Origin of the sequence: Methyloceanibacter sp. (assembly GCF_035650995.1) — a bacterium.
Classification (GTDB): Bacteria; Pseudomonadota; Alphaproteobacteria; order Rhizobiales; family Methyloligellaceae; genus Methyloceanibacter.
Genome location: NZ_DASRGO010000127.1, coordinates 1 through 16,758 on the forward strand (window position 1 = coordinate 1; position 16,758 = coordinate 16,758).

The window sequence follows — 16,758 nt, forward strand, 5'->3', positions numbered from 1 at the left end:
GTTTGCGCCGGTCGTTTCGATCTCAAGACGATACCCCGCCGACCAATCGCCGGTGATCTTGGCCGACCCTTTCAAACCAAAGCGCGAGGACTCGTAGTTGTTGTCGACTGTATAAGTGTTCGACTCCACCTGGTCTTCCCACCAGAGAACCGCCCGGTTAACTTGGCCGTACAGCGTCACCGAAACTTTCTTATTGCCCTTACGCACCGTGGTCGCTTCAAGCTCGGCAATGCGCGCCTCGAGGTCGGAGCAGCAATCGCCGCCGAGATCCGCAGCCTTGGCGCTCCCCTGCGAAAATGCGGCCACCAGCGCAGCTCCAATTGTAAGAAGCACCCGAGAGTTCAACTCCAGTCTCGAAGTCATGACGCCAATCCCCCGTTTTTCATTTTTAAACCCTACTCATTCGGTCGTGATTCTCAATGCGGCCGCTTTTCTTTGTTCTCAGAGTTCATAGAACGGGTTTCTCTTGTGGCGTTTTTGCCACAGGTCGATAGAAGGCCTGGAAGTCGCGCGATGGATGACAAAGACGAAACGATCAGGGACGTGCGGAGCTGCGAGGCCGTCGTAGTCGGCACCGGGCCGGCAGGGCTCGCCGGCGCACTCGCTCTCAAGCATGTCGGCGCGGACGTCGTTTTGATCGGGCCGCCTCCAGCGCGGTCGCAGGGTCAGCGGGCCGAAACGCGGACGGCCGCGCTCCTCGTAAGCTCGATCGACTTCCTGAAGACGCTCAAAGTGTTCGATCGCCTCAAGCCGGTGGCGGCGCCGCTCACGGCTATTCGCATCATCGATGTCTCGCGGAGTCTCGTCCGCGCGCCCGATATCGAGTTCAGGGCGAGCGAGCTCGGCCTCGAGGCTTTCGGCTACAACATCGCAAACACCGCGCTCGTCGAGGCCCTCTACTCCCGGGCGCAAGAGGTGCTGCCGGCGATCCTGCCCACCACGGTCGAGCATGTCTTGATCGATGAGCGAAACGTAAGGCTCGCCTGTACCGGCGGGAGCCAGGTGTCGGGGCGTCTCGTGATGGCCGCAGACGGGCGTCGCTCGCTTTGCCGGGAGGCCGCGCGCATCGAGGTGAGCGAGTGGCGCTATGATCAAGGCGCGATCGCTTCGGACTTTCGGCACTCGCGCCCCCATCGAGGCGTCGCTATCGAGCTTCACCGCGAGGGCGCCTCCTTGACCACCGTCCCGCTCCCCGATCCGTGCGGCTCCGCCCTGATCCTGGTCGGCTCGACCGCGGAGATCGGCCGGCTCATACAATGCGACGAGGAGCGCTTTGCCGAGTCCCTGGCCGATCGGCTCGACGGATTGCTCGGCAGCATTGAGAGTGTCGGTCCTCGCGCGTCATTCCCCGTTGCCGGACTGACCGCGAAGACGCTCGCCGCGCGGCGCATCGCCCTTGTCGGAGAAGCCGGCCACATCCTGCCGCCGATCGGAGCGCAGGGCCTCAATCTTGGACTGAGAGATGCGGCAGCGCTCGCCGACTGCATCGCCGAGGCGCTCGTCCGCCGCGCCGATCCGGGCGGCGAAGACGTGCTCTCAGCCTATAACGATGCGCGCCGGCTCGATGTTCTTTCCCGCGCGGTTGGCGTCGATCTCCTCAATCGTTCGCTGCTGACCGATTTCGTTCCGCTTCAGGCGGCGCGCGGCATCGTTCTGCACGGATTGAATTGGCTTCCGCCCTTGCGCCGCCTGGTGATGCGCGTCGGACTCGAGCCGCCGAGCAGTCTCCCGCGTCTCATGCGCGGCGCCCAGGCTTGACGGGAACGAGCGCTTTTGCAACGAGAGTTGCCATCTCACCGCTGCGCAAGAGCCCTCGGTAACAAGGACAACACGTGGCTCAGCCAAAGAAGACCTCGATCCTTCTCGACCTGCGCTACAGGGCCGAATATGTCGGGTTGCGCTTCCTGATCGGGCTGGTCAGACTGTTTCCACTCGATCTTGCCTGCGCGATCTCGGCCAAGGCGTGGCGCATCATCGGGCGGCGCAACCGCAGACATAAGCGGGCACTCGCCAATCTCGAGCGCGCTTTCCCCGAAAAGACCCCCGAGGAACGTGAGAAAATCGCCCTCGCGGCCTGGGAGAATCTCGGTCGGGTGATGGTCGAGACCATGTGCATCGACCGCATCCTGAAGGATCCCGGGCGGCTGCACGTCACCAACGGCCATTGGATCAGCCGCTACAAGAACAAGATGGGCCCGGCGCTCATCGTCACCATGCACATGGGCAATTGGGAACTCGGCATGTGGCCGGTGACGCTCGCAGGCGTCCGCCCAGCCGGCGTGTATCGCCAGGTGAAAAACCCCTACGTCGACCGCTATCTTCGCGCACAACGTGAGACGCTCTATCCGGGCGGGCTGTTCGGCCGGGGGCGAACCGCGGGCCAGGACGAGACGCAGAAGACCGCGCGCCTCATCATGGACTATGTGCGTCGAGGCGGCCGGCTCGGCTTCATTTCCGACCTGTGGGACGCAAACGGAATCGAGGTTCCGTTCTTCGGTCATCCCGCCAAGAGCATGCCGATCGCCGCGATGATCGCGCGGAGAGTGGGGGCCCGCATCTGGATCGGGCGCTGCATGCGCATCGGCAACCGCGCCGTGTTCGACGTCAATGTCAACGAGCTCAGGATCCCCCGCACCAGTAACCAAGCCGAGGACATCCGCAACATTACGGCGGCGATCCAGCGCCACTTCGAGACGTGGATTCGCGAGACCCCCGAGCAATTCATGTGGTCGAACCGGAGATGGTCTTGACCCACGTTGACTTAAGTTGACAGCCCCCCCGCCCTTCGCTCTTATTTGACAAGAAAGACTCGGGACTGGTTTCTGTGATGTCTACCGTCCGCAACGCGAGGTTTCAGATCGGCCAGGTGGTCCGCCACCGGCTCTATCCGTTTCGCGGCGTGATCTTCGACGTCGATCCCACCTTCAACAACACCGAAGAGTGGTACCGCTCGATCCCGCAGGAAGTGCGGCCGAGCAAAGACCAGCCGTTCTATCACCTCTTGGCGGAGAACGCCGAGACTGAGTACATCGCCTACGTCTCCGAGCAGAATCTCGTTCCGGATTCCTCCGACGAGCCGCTCCGTCATCCTCAAGTGCCGGAGCTATTCGAAGATCTGCGCGACGGCATCTTCCGCTTCCGCTTTCTGCAAGAGCACTGAGGCGGATCGCTTCCCCTTTCGACAATCCAAAAACAAAGGCCGCGCGGGGTCACCCGAGCGGCCTTCGTGTGATGCCTCGGCGGAGGCCGCCTCGCTACTGGACCGGCGGGGGCGCGACCTTCTTAGGCGCTGCCGAGGTGTTGGCGGGTGCCGAAGCCTGGCCGCCTTGCACCGGCGCGGTCTGCTGCGCCTCCTTCTTCTGCTGGGCCTCGGCGGCCTTGGCGGCGAGTTCCTGCTGGCGCTTGCGGAACACCTCCATCAACTGCCGGCGCGACTCCTCGTATTTGGCGTTGTCGACCGGCGGACCGTCATAGGCCTTGGCAAAGCCCGTGAGCGGCACAGGGAAGCCCATGGTCTTCTGCTGGATGTTCATTGCCGCCACGACCATCTGCTTGCCCTTGCGCATCGAATCCATCATCTCTTTGCTGAGTTCCATCTGCACTTGGCAGCTGGTCGGGAAGCAGAGCGTGTATTGCAGCTGGATCGGCTGATTGTCGTCGATCTTGACCTGGACCCCGGCGGGGATGACGAGCGCGTAGGCCGTCGGGACCCTGATAAGAAGCTGTTGCTTGTCCTCGCCTTCGGCCTGGCGCACGGCGGCGGCAATCAGGACCATGCCGGTGTTGGGCTCGAGGCCCTCGTGATTGATGAGGCAGATCTGCTTGTTCTGAGTCTGCTCGCTCTTCATGCAGAGCTTGACCCAGGCATCATCCGGCGCGCCGCCGGCAGCGGCGGCGTCCGCTGGAGCCCCAGCGGCGGGAGCGGCGGCAGCCGGGGCGCCGGCAGGAGCGGCCGGCGCGCCCTGCACCTTGGGCGCTTGAGAGGTCTTGGGGACGCCAGGCGTCTGTCCCTGAGTCTGCGCGAGCGCCAGCGGCATTCCGGCGCTCAAGATGAGCGCCGCGGCGCCCGCGAAAATCATCCCTTGAGTCGAGACTTTGCGCAGCATGTTAATCCGATCCCTGGAGCAGATCATCAACCGACCTTTCCTATTTTCGCGGGCAGGTTCAGGTCTTGAACCGTATAACCCCGTTCCCGCGTCTTTGCGAATAGGGTCAATACCCCAAATGAGGCGTAGGCGTGGCTGACCGCCGCGCCACGAGGACTTTCTTGAGTTCCTTTTCAGGGGCCCTAAGCTTTTCGTCAGCATGCCCCCTTGCCGCCACGCCGATTGCCTTGCGAGCAGGATTACCCTTAATTCGTGCTGCAATGCGGAATGCATCTATAGCCATGCGCGCGCGCCGTTGAAAGCCCCTATTTCATTGCTCGTCCTCGCCCTTCTGTTCCTGCCGGGGAGCAACCAGGCGCGCGCTGCGAGCGGCATCGCCATGCATGGGGCCCCGCGGGAGGAGGCGGGCTTCGCGCATTTTGCCTATGTCGACCCCAATGCGCCGAAAGGCGGTCGGGTGATCTTCGCCAAGCAGGGCTCCTACGACAGCGTCAATCCCCTGATCGTGAAGGGCGAGCCCGCAGAAGGCGTGCGCGATTACGTTTACGAGAGCCTGCTCGCCCGGGCAAACGACGAGCCGTTCACCCTCTACGGATTGATCGCCGAGAGCGTCGCGACACCTCCCGATCGGAGCTATGTCGAGTTCACGCTCAATCCCAAGGCCATGTTCTCGGACGGCGTGCCGATCACCGTCGCGGACGTCATGTTCTCGTACGCTCTCCTGCGCGATCACGGGCGCCCCAACCACCGCTCCTATTACAAGAAGGTCACCAAGGCCGAGCAGACCGGCGAGCGCACGGTGCGCTTCACGTTCGACGGCAGCGGCGACCGCGAGATGCCGCTCATCATGGGCCTGATGCCGGTCCTGCCCAAGCACCTGATCGATCCCGACACGTTCGAGAACACGACGCTTAAGCCGCTGATCGGCAGCGGGCCCTACGTGATCGACACGGTCGATCCCGGCAAGTCCATCACCTTCAAGCGCGATCCGAACTACTGGGGCCGGGACCTTCCCGTGAATCGCGGGCGGTTCAATTTCGACGAGATCCGCTTCGACTATTATCGCGATGCCGGGAGCATGTTCGAGGCCTTCAAGTCGGGGCTCGTCCAGTTCCGCGAGGAGGACGACCCGACGCGCTGGAGCGAAGGCTACGATTTCCCCGCGCTGCGCGACGGCCGCGTGATCAAGGAGGAATTGCCGATCGAGACGCCGGCCGGCATGGCGGCGCTCGTGTTCAATACGCGCCGCCCGTTGTTCGCTGATCAACGCGTGCGCGAGGCGCTGATCAGGCTGTTCGACTTCGAGTGGGTCAACCGCACGCTCTATCACGGGCTGTATGCGCGCACGGAAAGTTATTTTGCGCGCTCCGACCTTTCCTCGCACGGCCACCCGGCCGACGCCGCCGAGCGCGCGCTGCTCGCCCCCTATCTCGATCAGGTCAAACCCGCCGTCATGGACGGGAGCTACGCCTTGCCCGAGAGCGACGGGTCGGGGGAAAATCGCGAAGGGCGCCGCGCGGCGCTTGAATTGCTCGAGCAGGCGGGCTACCGCCTGAAGGAGGGCAAGCTCGTCAACGCTGCGACCGGCGAGCCGTTTAGCTTCGAGATCCTGGCCGCGACGAGGGCGCAGGAGCGGCTTCTGTTGACCTATGCCGCCGCCTTGAAACAGGTGGGAATCGATGCGCGAATCCGCCAAGTTGACTCGGCTCAATATCAGCGGCGCAAGCAGACCTACGATTTCGATATGATCCAGTATTACTGGCCGGTTTCGCTGTCGCCGGGCAACGAGCAGTTCTTTCGCTGGGGGAGCGAGGCCGCGGTGACCGAGGGCTCGTTCAACTATGCGGGCGTGAAGAGCAAGGCGGTCGACGCCATGATCGAAGCGATGCTCAAGGCGGAAGACGAGGACAGCTTCGTCTCGGCGGTGCGCGCGCTCGATCGCGTGCTGCTCTCGGGCGACTACGTGATTCCGCTGTTCCATTTGCCGCGCCAGTGGGTCGCCCATTGGCGCGAGCTGAAGCGCCCCGAGGTGACGCCGCTCTACGGCTATCAGATCGACACCTGGTGGATGGCGCCCGCCACGCCGTCAGCCGCACGCAAGAATCCACCCGAGAAGTGATGCCGGCGCGACGATGACCACGCTCGCAGCACCCGAGAGGAACGAGGAGGTCGGCAAGGAAGAACCTCCGATCACCGCCGAGGGGTTGCTGAGACGTCGCGCGCGGCAGCGGCCTGAAGCTCTTGCGCTGTCCGATCCCCCCAACACCGAGGCGCTCAGGCTCGGCCGCTCTCGCAGCTACAGCTATGGCGAGGCCGATGCCGCGGTCGACGCGCTCGCCGCCTTCTTCATCGAGATCGGGCTCAAGCCCGGCGACAAAGTCGCCGTGCAGCTTCCCAATCTCGCCGTTCAGCCGCTGACGCTGCTGGCGGCCTGGCGCGCCGGGCTCAGCGTCGCCCTCCTGCCGATGCTGTGGCGCGGCTACGAGATCGGCAAGGTGTGCGAGCTTGTCGAGCCCAAGGCGCTGATCGGGGTTTCGGCCTTTGCCGGCGGGCGTCCGGCGGAGGAGTTGTGCCGGGTCGCAGCGCCTCACCTCTTCGTGCGCTTCGTGCTCGCCTTCGGCCAGGACCTGCCGGACGGCGTCGCCTCGCTCGACGAGGCCATCCTGCCGCGTTCGGGCGCGCGCGCCGTCGTCGCCCCACCGCGCAAAGGTCCCGCGCTCATCAGCTTCACCGCGAGGGCCGAAATGCCGTTCGTCCCCGTTCCGCGCAACGAAGACGAGCTTCTTGCGCAAGGGGCGATGACGGTCGTCGCCCTCTCCCTCGACAGCCGGGACGTGATCCTGAACCCCTACCCTCTGACCGGCCCTGCGGGACTTGCGCTCGCGCTTGCCCCCTGGCTCATCAGCGGCTCACAGCTCGCGCAGCACCAGCCTTTCGACTACGCGGCGTTCGTGCAGCAATTGCTCGCGACCGGTACCACCGTCACGGCACTCCCCTCGCCCGTCCTTGAGGAGCTTGCCAAGGACCGCGTGCTCGAGGAGCGGCGTTGCGCGCTTCGGCGCATCGGCGCGGTGTGGACCACGCATGAACATGCACTGCCGCTGTCGCTCGGCACCGGCGCGCTCCTCTTCGATCTTTACCCGCTCGGCGATCTCGCCGGCGTCGTCCTTCGCCGCGAGACGAGGCTTTCTCACTCGCCGCTTCCGCTCGGTCCGATCAGCGTGAGCGAGAACGGCGACGCCGCCGTGTTCGTCGAGACGCGGCTTCGCCAAGAGGATGACGCTGCGGCCGGCGGCGCACGAAGCGGCGAAGTTCTGCTGCGGGGACCCGTCGTTCCGCAAGGCGCCCGCAAGGCGCCGCTCCTCCCCGACAGCGAGGGGTACGTCGCGACTGGCCTGCGCGCCGAGATCGAGCAAGACGGCGTCGCACCAAGCTTGCGGCTTCTTCGCGATCCGGAGCTCCTCCACCACGGCGGCTTCGCGATCGCCGCGAGCGAACTCGACGGCCTCTATCAGGCTTTCCCCGGATTTCTCGATGCCGCCTGCTTCAGCCTGTCCGATCCGCTCCTCGGCGATCGCATCTTCGCGGCGGTGTCGCCGAAGCCCGGAGAGCCCGTTTCGCTCGAGGCGCTGATCGAATTCCTCGAGCGCAGACGTGTCGCGCCGTACAAATTTCCCGACAAGCTGCTCGTGGTGCGCGAGGTCCCGCGCGAGGCCTCGGGCCGCATCCTGCGCGCTAAGATTCTTGAACAAGTGTAGCGTCTAGCGGCTGCGCTTTGCGCTTTGCGCGGGACCGAGCGATCAGATCGTCCACCAGGGGCAGCAGGACACGGGCCCCCGCGGCAAGCGAGAAGTGACTTTCGACGTGGCGATATCCGCTGTTCGACAGGACCTGCCAAAGGCCGTCATCGTCATAGGCTCTTAGAATCTCGTCGGCCGTTGCCACAGGCGAGTCGGCGATGAGGACTGTTTCGTTGTGGCGGAGGTCCATACCCTCCGCCGCCATCGAGGTAGCGACGACCGGAACTCCATATCCCAGACTCTCCACGATCTTGCCCTTCATGCCGGCGCCATAGCGAATAGGTGCAATACTGACCCGGCAAGCGGCATAGAGTCGCCCAAGGTCCTTTACGTATCCTCTCGCCTCAATCCGATCGGAGGCCAGCGCAGCGACATCGTCGGGCATATTGGACCCGGCAATGATGAGGCGATGGGGGAAACCCCGCGACTGCAGCAGAGGCCATACTTCGCCAACAAACCATTTCACCGCATCGACGTTCGGGGTGTGGTCGAACCCTCCGATGAAGAGGAGAGCGGAGCGGCGTCGGAAGTCCAGATCACGCCGCTTGACAGACGGGTCCAATTCGTCAGCGGCACGAAATAAACTGCATGCGCGCCAGCGCAGACGCTCTAATAGGGACCCTCGGGGCATCTCGCGAAGAATGGGAATTCGGTGCACCGATGCCTGCGGCGCGAGCTCCCGCAGCAGATCTCTTTCGTAGCTGCTGACGACGATCGCCGCATCGGAGCGATTGATCAGATCGAGCTCGAGCCGGCGCACCTCCAACGCCTCGTCTTTGCTCGCTTCATTTCCATCAAGTTCGGCTTCGCGCTCCATGCGCAAGAAGTGCAGATCGACGGTGTTGAACAAGATGCTCGCACTAGGAGCGATAGTCCTGATCAGACCGAACACCTGGGCTGCGACGGGCGCGCGAAAGAGCAGCAGCAAATCGGCGCAAGGAGCGAGCGACTCGATGACATGCGGCAAAGTAGTCCATTGCGGTGCGGAAACTATCTTCACGCCGAGCCTGCGCAGCGCTCTGCCGTAGGCACCCCCGGGTCGCAGATCGGCGGGAACAAAGGTCACCTGAAATCCGGCCCGCGAGAGAATCTGAAGATACGAGAACGCGCTGCGCGAGCCGCTGTCCTTGTCGGGCATTGGGATTCTATGGTCGACGACAAGGATGCGGCCGCGCACGTTGCTACAACCGGTCAATGCGAAAAACGGGACAACCCGAGGGAAGCGATTCTTGGCCGACTCTGTTCTTTGCTACCACCACAAGATCGAATGGGGTGCCGCCCGGTCCTCGTTCGACGGCCAATGGCGCCAAGTGCGCAGGAAGCGACGCGCGCGCTCTCGCCCCTCCGGCGCCACGAAGATCCGGATCGTAAATCGTAAGCGTATGCCCGCGGCTCAACAGATTGTCCGCCAGGACAATGAAGGGGCTTTCCCTCAGTTCGTCGGTGCCGGTCTTGAAGCTCAGGCCAAAGAGTAGAATGTGCGAGTGCGGCGCGACCCGACGCTCTATCTCGGTGACGAGGAAGTGCGTGTGGGCCGCATTGCTCTCGTCGATATGCCCAACGACGGGCGCCGCGACTCCAGCGTCAGCGATGCAGGTCGCAAGGGCGCGAACGTCCTTCGGCAAACACGGTCCGCCGAATGCTCCTCCCGGCTGCAGGTACGCGGCGGAAAGGTTGAGCTTGGTGTCGGCCTGAAAGATAGCGAAGACCTCGCTCGGCGAAATCCCCGACGTCAATGCGAAACGGCCGATCTCGTTCGCGAAGCTTACCTTGAGGGCGTGGAAGGCATTGTCGGCGAGCTTGCTCAACTCTGCGACCTCGAACGACGTATGGAAAATCGGCGCCTCGATGCTTGGATGCAAGTCGCGCAAAACGTCACTGCTTCCGTGGCGTTCCTCACCCACAACAATTCTCGATGGCGTAAAATAGTCGGCGAGAGCGGTCCCCTCGCGCGTGAACTCGGGGCTGTAGATGATCTCGTATCGCGTGCCGGGCGGCTCGTTAGCGGCCGAAGCGACGACGGGTAGCACGATATTGCGCATCGATCCCGGAGGCATGGTGCTGCGAAAGACCATCAGCATCGGCGTTTGCCCGGGGGCACGCCGCCGGACCGCTCCGCCGAGCGCGTGAGCCGCGCGCATAACATCGGAAAGATCGAGTCCTCTTTGAGAGCCCCTCGTACCGACGCAGACGAAGGCAACGTCGGCATCGGCTGCACCGTCCAATCGTGTTCCGACGATCAGACGGTCGGCGCTGCGGCCCGAAACTATGACATCTTGAATGCCAGGCTCGTTGAACGGAGACATGCCGTGGCGCAGCAAACGGCAGATGTCATCGTCCTGATCAATGCCGACGACACTGTGCCCGTCGCGAAGAAGAGCTGCCGCCGTGACGATACCTATGTGACCAAGACCGACAACGGCGACCTTCATCGGCACACCAAATCAACGGAACAAGTTGAGTAAAGTTTTTAGCGAAAAAGACTGGCGGCGCAATTCTTATCGGTCCGCCATGCGCTGCGTTGCTACGCGGCGCGCTTCACGGCTTGGGCGATTTTAACCAAGCGCTTCAGCAATTCGCGCGCGCCTTCGAGGCGCTCTTCCGCCGTCTGCCAATCGCCGTAATAGATGAGGCGGTGATCGGGCTGGAGCTTCACCGTCTTTCCCTCTTCGCGGATGAAGGCGATCAGTCCGTCCGGATTGGCGAAGCTCTTGTTGCGGAAGCCGATGACGGCGCCCTTGGGTCCGGCGTCGATCTGCTCGATGCCGGCCTGGCGACAAAGCCCCTTGATCTCGACGACATCGAGGAGATGCCGCACCTCTTGCGGCAGCGGCCCGAAGCGGTCGATCAACTCGGCGGCGAAGGCCTCGATCGCCTCGTGGCTCTCGACGCTTGACAAGCGCCGATAGAGCCCAAGCCGCACTTGCAGATCGGGCACGTAGGTTTCTGGGATGAGGACCGAGGTGCCGAGATTGATGCGCGGGCTCCATTGATCCTCGATCACGGCACCCTCTCCGCCCCTGATGGCGGCGACCGCCTCTTCCAGCATCGACTGATAGAGCTCGTAGCCGACTTCGCGGATGTGGCCGGACTGCTCCTCGCCGAGCAGGTTGCCCGCGCCCCTGATGTCGAGGTCGTGGCTCGCGAGCACGAAGCCCGCGCCGAGCGTGTCGAGCGATTGCAGCACCTTGAGCCTCTTCTCTGCGGCGGGCGTCAGCCGCGCGTCGGCAGGCACGGTGAAATAGGCATAGGCCCTGATCTTGGAGCGGCCGACGCGGCCTCTGAGTTGATAGAGCTGGGCGAGGCCGAACATGTCGGCGCGGTGCACGATCAGCGTGTTGGCCGAGGGGATGTCGAGCCCGGACTCGACGATCGAAGTCGAAAGCAGCACGTCGTACTGGCGGTCGTAGAAGGCGTTCATCACCTGCTCGAGCTCGCGGCTCCCCATTTGCCCGTGCGCGCGCCCGACCTTGAGCTCGGGCGCGTGCTCGCCGAGGAAGGCGGCCGCTTCGTCGAGGTCGGAAATGCGCGGCACCACATAGAAGGTCTGGCCGCCGCGATAGCGCTCGCGCAGCAAGGCCTCGCGCAGGATGACGGGATCGAATGGCATGACATAGGTGCGCACGGCAAGCCGGTCGACCGGCGGCGTCGAGATCAGGGACATCTCGCGCACGCCGGACAGAGCAAGCTGGAGCGTGCGCGGGATCGGCGTCGCGGTGAGCGTGAGCACGTGCACGTCCTCGCGCAGCTGCTTCAGCCGCTCCTTGTGCTGCACGCCGAAATGCTGCTCCTCGTCAACGATCAGAAGCCCGAGATCGGCGAACTCGATGCCCTTCCCCAGCAGGGCATGGGTGCCGATGACGATGTCGATGTCGCCCGACTTCAATCCCTTCTTGATGTCGGCGCGCTCCTTGGCGGCCACTAGGCGCGAGGCTTGGGCGATTTTCACCGGGAAGCCGCGGAAGCGCTCGGTGAAGGTGTGGTAGTGCTGGCGCGCCAGCAGCGTGGTCGGCACCACGACGGCCACCTGCTTGCCGGCAAGGACGGCGATCAGGCTTGCCCGGAGCGCGACCTCGGTCTTGCCGAAGCCGACGTCGCCGCAGATGAGCCGGTCCATCGGCCGGCCGCTGGCGAGATCCTCGAGCACGGCGCCGATCGAGGTCTCCTGATCCTCGGTCTCCTCGTAGGGAAAGCGCGCCGAGAATTCGTCGTAAATGCCGTCGGGCGGGGTGAGCACCGGCGCCTGGCGGAGCTCGCGCAGCGCCGCGACCTTGATCAACTTCTCGGCCATGTCGCGGATGCGCTGCTTGAGGCGCGCTTTCCGCGTTTGCCAGCCGACGCCGCCGAGCCGATCGAGCTGGACGCCCGCTTCGTCGGAGCCGTAGCGGCTCAACAGCTCGATGTTCTCGACCGGAAGGTAGAGCTTGTCGCCGCTGGCATAGTGCACTTCGAGACAATCGTGCGGCTCGCCGGCCGCTTCGATGGTGGCGAGGCCTGCGAAGCGGCCGATGCCGTGATCGGCGTGAACCACAAGATCGCCGACCGCGAGGCTCGACACTTCGGTGAGGACGTCGCTGCCGCGCTTCACCCGGGACTTGCGCACCAGGCGGTCGCCGAGGATGTCCTGCTCGCCGATCACGGCAATCCCAGGCGCCTCGAAACCGGTCTCGAGCGGCAAGACCGCGACGGCGGTCGCCGAGGCCGGCAAAGCGAGTGCCTCGGCGAAGCTCGCCACGGCCTTGGTCTCGCCGCCGCCATGCTCGGCAAGAAGGGCGGCGAGCCGTTCGCGCGCGCCTGCGCTCCAACAGGCCACGAGCACGCGCTTCCCCTCGCCATGCAGGCGCTTTGCATGCGCCACGACCGCGTCGAACACGTTCAGCCCCTCGGTCTGGCGCTCGGCGGCGAAGGATCGGCCCTGCCGCCCGCCGAAGGAGACAATGTTGGCCCCCGCCTGGTCGGGGTGCTCGAAAGGGTCGAGCGCGACCACGTTCCGGCCCGCAAGCTGCTTCTGCCAGTCTTCTTCGTTCAAGAAGAGACTCTCGGGCGGGACGGGATGATAAGGCGGCGCGCCGAAGGCCTTGCGCTCGAGCGCCTGGGCGCGGGCATCGTAATGATCGGCGATCTGCTCGAGCCGCCGCGCCCGCGCGTCGTCGACCAAGGGATCGAGGCTGACGATCGCGCGCGGCACATAACCGAACAGCGTCTCGAGATGGTCGTGGAACAGGGGGAGCCAATGCTCCATGCCCTGATGCTGGCGCCCGGCCGAGATCGACTCGTAGAGCGGGTCCTCGCCGGTCACCGGTCCGAACAGTTCGACATAACGCTGCCGGAAGTGGCGGCGCACCTCGGGCGTCAATGCGAGCTCGCTCATGGGCAGGAGCTCGACCTCCTCGCGCCGCGCCTTGGTGCGCTGGGTCTCGGGCTGGAAGACCCTGATCGATTCCAGCGTGTCGCCGAAGAAGTCGAGGCGGACCGGCTCGCCTCCCGGCGGATAGAGGTCGAGGATGCCGCCGCGAACCGCGTATTGGCCGGGATCGACCACCGTGCCCGAGCGCGCATAGCCCGAGGCTTCGAGCCGGTCGATCAGGGTTTGCATCGCGACGGCGTTGCCGGCGTGGAGGCTGATGCTCGAGCCTGAAATGAAGGCTCGTGGCGGCACGCGCTGGAGCGCGGCGTGAATCGTGGTCAAGATGACGAGGGGCCGCTTCTCCTCGGGCGCGCGGTCGATCAGGGCCGCGAGCGTTGCGATACGCTCGGCGATGGTCTCGGCGTTGGGCGCGACGCGGTCGTAAGGCACGCCATCCCAGGCGGGAAAGCTCAGCACCTCAACATCAGGGGCAAACAAGGCAATCGCCTCCTCCAGCGTCGAGAGGCGGTTCGCGTCGCGCGCGATGTGGAGGACGGCGCCGTGCTCGCGTGCGTGCCGGGCAAGCTCGCCAAGGACCAGCGCATCGAGCCCCTCCGGCACGCCGCCGGCAAGCGCGGGACTGCGCTTCAATAATTGCTCGACCGGCAAGGAAGGAAGTTTCTGACTGGACATGATACGCGGATGTGGGCGGGCTAGCCGGCCTGCTCAAGGCCGTGAAAGCGCCTGACCAACCTTACGAGTTCGTCGAGGTCGCGGTCGCCGAGCGATTGGCCCTCGAACAGCGACATTTCGATCGCGGGGTCGGGGGTGTCGATCAGGCGCTCGAAGATGCTGATATCGTTGGAGTTCATTCCGTCAAGGGCGGCTTCGGCGTAGCGGCCGAGCAAAAAGTCCATCTCCTTCGAGCCCCGATGGGTGGCCCGCCACAGCGCCCGGCGGCGGCGCATTCCAAGATCACTGCCGGCCATGACGATGGTTCCAGAAGCAGAGTCTACGGGTTAGAGCGAGCGCGCCCTACCCTGTCAAGGGCATGGCGTGCGTGCTGCCCACGGTGGGCAACGACCCTTGTCGTTGCCCACGCGCGGACCCATGGTGGGCTCGGCGCTGATTCTGCCGCGCTTGCTTACCCTACCGCCATAGCCATGCGCCCTGCAAAGCTTGCACCTCTGTTCGCCACCGTGCGCTCGCTCAAGGGCGTGGGGCCCAAAGTCGAGGGCATGCTGAACAAGCTCCTTGCCCCGCGCCACGCCGGCGCGCATGCGCGGTTGATCGATCTTCTCTGGCATCTGCCGGTCGCCGTGATCGACCGTGCCGTAACGCCGCGCATCGCCGAGGCCAAGATCGGCGAGATCGCCACGGTCGAGGTCACGGTCGCCGAGCACAGGCCGGGAGGCGGCGGGCGGCGTACCCGCGCGCCCTACAAGGTGCTGGTCGAGGATGTATCGGGCGCCTCCTTCGAGCTCGTCTATTTCAACGCCGATCCGGCCTACCTCAGGCGGCTCCTGCCCGTCGGCGGCAAATGCCTCGTCTCCGGCAAGCTCGAGTCCTATGACGGCTGGCTACAGATGCCGCACCCCGACCATGTGGTCGCGGTCGACCTCGCGCAGGAGGGTGGTTCGAGCACGCTCCCGCTGCATGAGCCGGTCTACCCGCTCACCGCGGGCCTCACCAACTCCGTCCTGCGCAAGGCCGTCACCGAGGCACTCAGCCAGCTGCCCCGACTCCCGGAATGGATCGATGAGACCTTCCTGGTCCGCAACGGCTGGCCATCCTTCGTGGAGGCGCTGCGGCGCGTGCACGCGCCCGAGGGCGAAGGCGACCTCGCACCAAAGGCTCCGGCGCGCATGCGGCTCGCTTACGACGAGTTGCTCGCAAATCAGCTCGCGCTCGCCGTCATACGCCAGCGCATGACGAAGCGCGCCGGACGAACGCTCGTCTCGACGCAGCGCCTGCGCAAGGCGATCATCGCCAAGCTCCCGTTCAAGCTCACCGGCGCCCAGGTTCGCGCTCTCGGCGAGATCGACGCGGATCTCGCGAGCCCCCACCGCATGCTTCGCCTGCTGCAAGGCGATGTCGGCAGCGGCAAGACGGTCGTCGCCCTGCTTGCGCTTGCCGGCGCAGTCGAGGCGGGCGCGCAAGGGGCGCTCATGGCGCCGACCGAGCTTCTGGCCCGCCAGCACATGAAAACAATCGGCGCGCTCGGCGAGCCGGCCGGCTTGCGCATCACTCTTCTCACCGGGCGCGAGCGCGGCCGCGAGCGCGAGGCGATCCTGGCGCGGCTCGAGCGGGGGGAGATCGACATCCTGATCGGCACCCACGCGCTGTTCCAGGAGCCGATCAGGTTCCGCGATCTCGGCCTCGTCGTCATCGACGAGCAGCACCGCTTCGGCGTACATCAGCGGCTCGCGCTGCAAGGCAAGGGCGGCGGCAGCGGGGCCGAGCTTCTGGTCATGACCGCCACCCCAATCCCGCGCACACTTCTCCTCACGAGCTACGGCGACATGGACGTTTCGCGCCTCGACGAGAAGCCGCCCGGACGCAAGCCGGTCGCGACCGCCACCGTGCCGCTCGACCGTCTCGACGAGGTAATCGAGCGGATCGGACGCGCTATTGCCTCGGGCACGCAAATCTATTGGGTCTGCCCGCTCGTGGAAGAGTCGGAGCAGCTCGACCTCGCCGCGGCTAAGGCCCGCCACGCCGACCTTGCCAAGCGCTTCGGCGACCGCGTCGGCTTGGTACATGGCAGGCTTGCCGGCAAGGACAAGGACCGTGTCATGGCGGAGTTCGGCTCTGGCGCGCTTGCGATCCTCGTCTCGACCACGGTCATCGAGGTCGGGGTCGACGTGCCGAATGCCTCGATCATGATCATAGAGCATGCCGAGCGCTTCGGGCTCGCCCAGCTTCATCAATTGCGCGGACGCGTCGGGCGTGGCGCGAAGGAGTCCTCCTGCATTCTGCTCTATCGCCAGCCCCTTTCGGAGACGGCGCGCGAGAGGCTGTCGGTCATGCGGCGGACCGAAGACGGCTTCGTCATCGCCGAAGAGGACTTGCGCCTGCGCGGCGGAGGCGAGGTGCTCGGCACAAAGCAGAGCGGGCTCCCCGCCTTCCGCATCGCAAGCCTGCCCGAGCACGAGTTGTTGCTGCAAGCGGCGCGCGACGAGGCGCGGCTCATCCTTGCGCGCGATCCGGAGCTTTCCGGCGCAAAGGCCGAGACTTTTCGGCTCCTGCTCTATCTCTTCGAGCGCGACGATGCGGTCAGGCTGATGCGCGCCGGGTGATTGCGCATCCCACGGAGTTCGGTCATGGCCAGGCTTGTCCCGGGCATGACGAAAAAATAGGCGACGAAGACGCTTAAACCACCGGCTCTTCTTCCTGCACCGGCTTGCCGGACTTGGACCTGGCGAGCTTGCGGAGCTCCTCTTGCTGGCGGTCGGGGCCGACCAGACCGGCCGACACGATAAGCTTCGCAGCATCCTCGACGGGA

The 16,758-nt window shown here is 65.0% G+C and carries 11 protein-coding genes and 1 pseudogene; 6 read left to right on the forward strand and 6 right to left on the reverse strand.

Going from position 1 to position 16,758, the window contains the following annotated elements:
- A pseudogene (locus VFB18_RS09595) lies at window positions 1-363 on the reverse strand (hypothetical protein); the annotation flags it as partial.
- Between the two features lie 150 nt (window positions 364-513).
- Between VFB18_RS09595 and VFB18_RS09600 the strand changes: the two are divergent.
- The 3 genes from VFB18_RS09600 to hspQ all read left to right on the forward strand — a co-directional run bounded on the left by VFB18_RS09600 (window position 514) and on the right by hspQ (window position 3,160).
- Window positions 514-1,758 carry an FAD-dependent monooxygenase gene (locus tag VFB18_RS09600; RefSeq protein ID WP_324974150.1) on the forward strand — a complete coding sequence of 415 codons (1,245 nt, stop codon included), beginning with the start codon at window positions 514-516 and terminating at the stop codon, window positions 1,756-1,758.
- Between the two features lie 74 nt (window positions 1,759-1,832).
- Complete coding sequence (locus VFB18_RS09605; protein WP_324974153.1) at window positions 1,833-2,750, forward strand: lipid A biosynthesis acyltransferase; 918 nt, start codon at window positions 1,833-1,835, stop codon at window positions 2,748-2,750.
- Between the two features lie 77 nt (window positions 2,751-2,827).
- Window positions 2,828-3,160, forward strand: coding sequence for a heat shock protein HspQ (hspQ, locus tag VFB18_RS09610; RefSeq protein WP_324974156.1), 333 nt, complete (start codon window positions 2,828-2,830; stop codon window positions 3,158-3,160).
- Between the two features lie 94 nt (window positions 3,161-3,254).
- On the opposite strand, the gene VFB18_RS09615 is transcribed toward hspQ, so the two are convergent.
- Window positions 3,255-4,106, reverse strand: coding sequence for an invasion associated locus B family protein (locus VFB18_RS09615; RefSeq protein WP_324974159.1), 852 nt, complete (start codon window positions 4,104-4,106; stop codon window positions 3,255-3,257).
- Between the two features lie 379 nt (window positions 4,107-4,485).
- Between VFB18_RS09615 and VFB18_RS09620 the strand changes: the two genes are divergently transcribed.
- Window positions 4,486-6,225: an extracellular solute-binding protein gene (locus VFB18_RS09620; RefSeq protein WP_414675678.1), complete on the forward strand. Its 1,740-nt coding sequence runs from the start codon at window positions 4,486-4,488 to the stop codon at window positions 6,223-6,225.
- A 13-nt stretch (window positions 6,226-6,238) separates the two neighbouring features.
- The gene (locus VFB18_RS09625; RefSeq protein ID WP_324974165.1) at window positions 6,239-7,864 is read left to right on the forward strand and encodes a class I adenylate-forming enzyme family protein; all 1,626 of its coding nucleotides are present in this window, start codon (window positions 6,239-6,241) and stop codon (window positions 7,862-7,864) included.
- Here the strand turns inward: VFB18_RS09625 and VFB18_RS09630 are convergent.
- The 4 genes from VFB18_RS09630 to VFB18_RS09645 all read right to left on the reverse strand — a co-directional run bounded on the left by VFB18_RS09630 (window position 7,842) and on the right by VFB18_RS09645 (window position 14,242).
- Window positions 7,842-9,044: a glycosyltransferase gene (locus tag VFB18_RS09630; protein WP_324974168.1), complete on the reverse strand. Its 1,203-nt coding sequence runs from the start codon at window positions 9,042-9,044 to the stop codon at window positions 7,842-7,844. The two genes, VFB18_RS09625 and VFB18_RS09630, sit on opposite strands and share 23 nt — an antisense overlap.
- A 43-nt stretch (window positions 9,045-9,087) precedes the next feature.
- On the reverse strand, window positions 9,088-10,338 hold the full coding sequence (locus tag VFB18_RS09635; protein ID WP_324974170.1) for a nucleotide sugar dehydrogenase: 1,251 nt from the start codon (window positions 10,336-10,338) through the stop codon (window positions 9,088-9,090).
- A gap of 92 nt (window positions 10,339-10,430) precedes the next feature.
- Window positions 10,431-13,946, reverse strand: coding sequence for a transcription-repair coupling factor (mfd, locus tag VFB18_RS09640; RefSeq protein WP_324974173.1), 3,516 nt, complete (start codon window positions 13,944-13,946; stop codon window positions 10,431-10,433).
- A gap of 20 nt (window positions 13,947-13,966) precedes the next feature.
- A complete protein-coding gene (locus VFB18_RS09645; RefSeq protein ID WP_324974175.1) occupies window positions 13,967-14,242 on the reverse strand; it encodes a succinate dehydrogenase assembly factor 2 in 276 nt (91 codons plus the stop codon).
- Window positions 14,243-14,416: 174 nt separating this feature from the next.
- On the opposite strand from VFB18_RS09645, the gene recG reads away from it, so the two are divergent.
- Window positions 14,417-16,552, forward strand: a complete 2,136-nt coding sequence (recG, locus tag VFB18_RS09650; RefSeq protein ID WP_324974178.1) for an ATP-dependent DNA helicase RecG — start codon at window positions 14,417-14,419, stop codon at window positions 16,550-16,552.
- The last annotated feature ends 206 nt before the right edge of the window (window positions 16,553-16,758 follow it).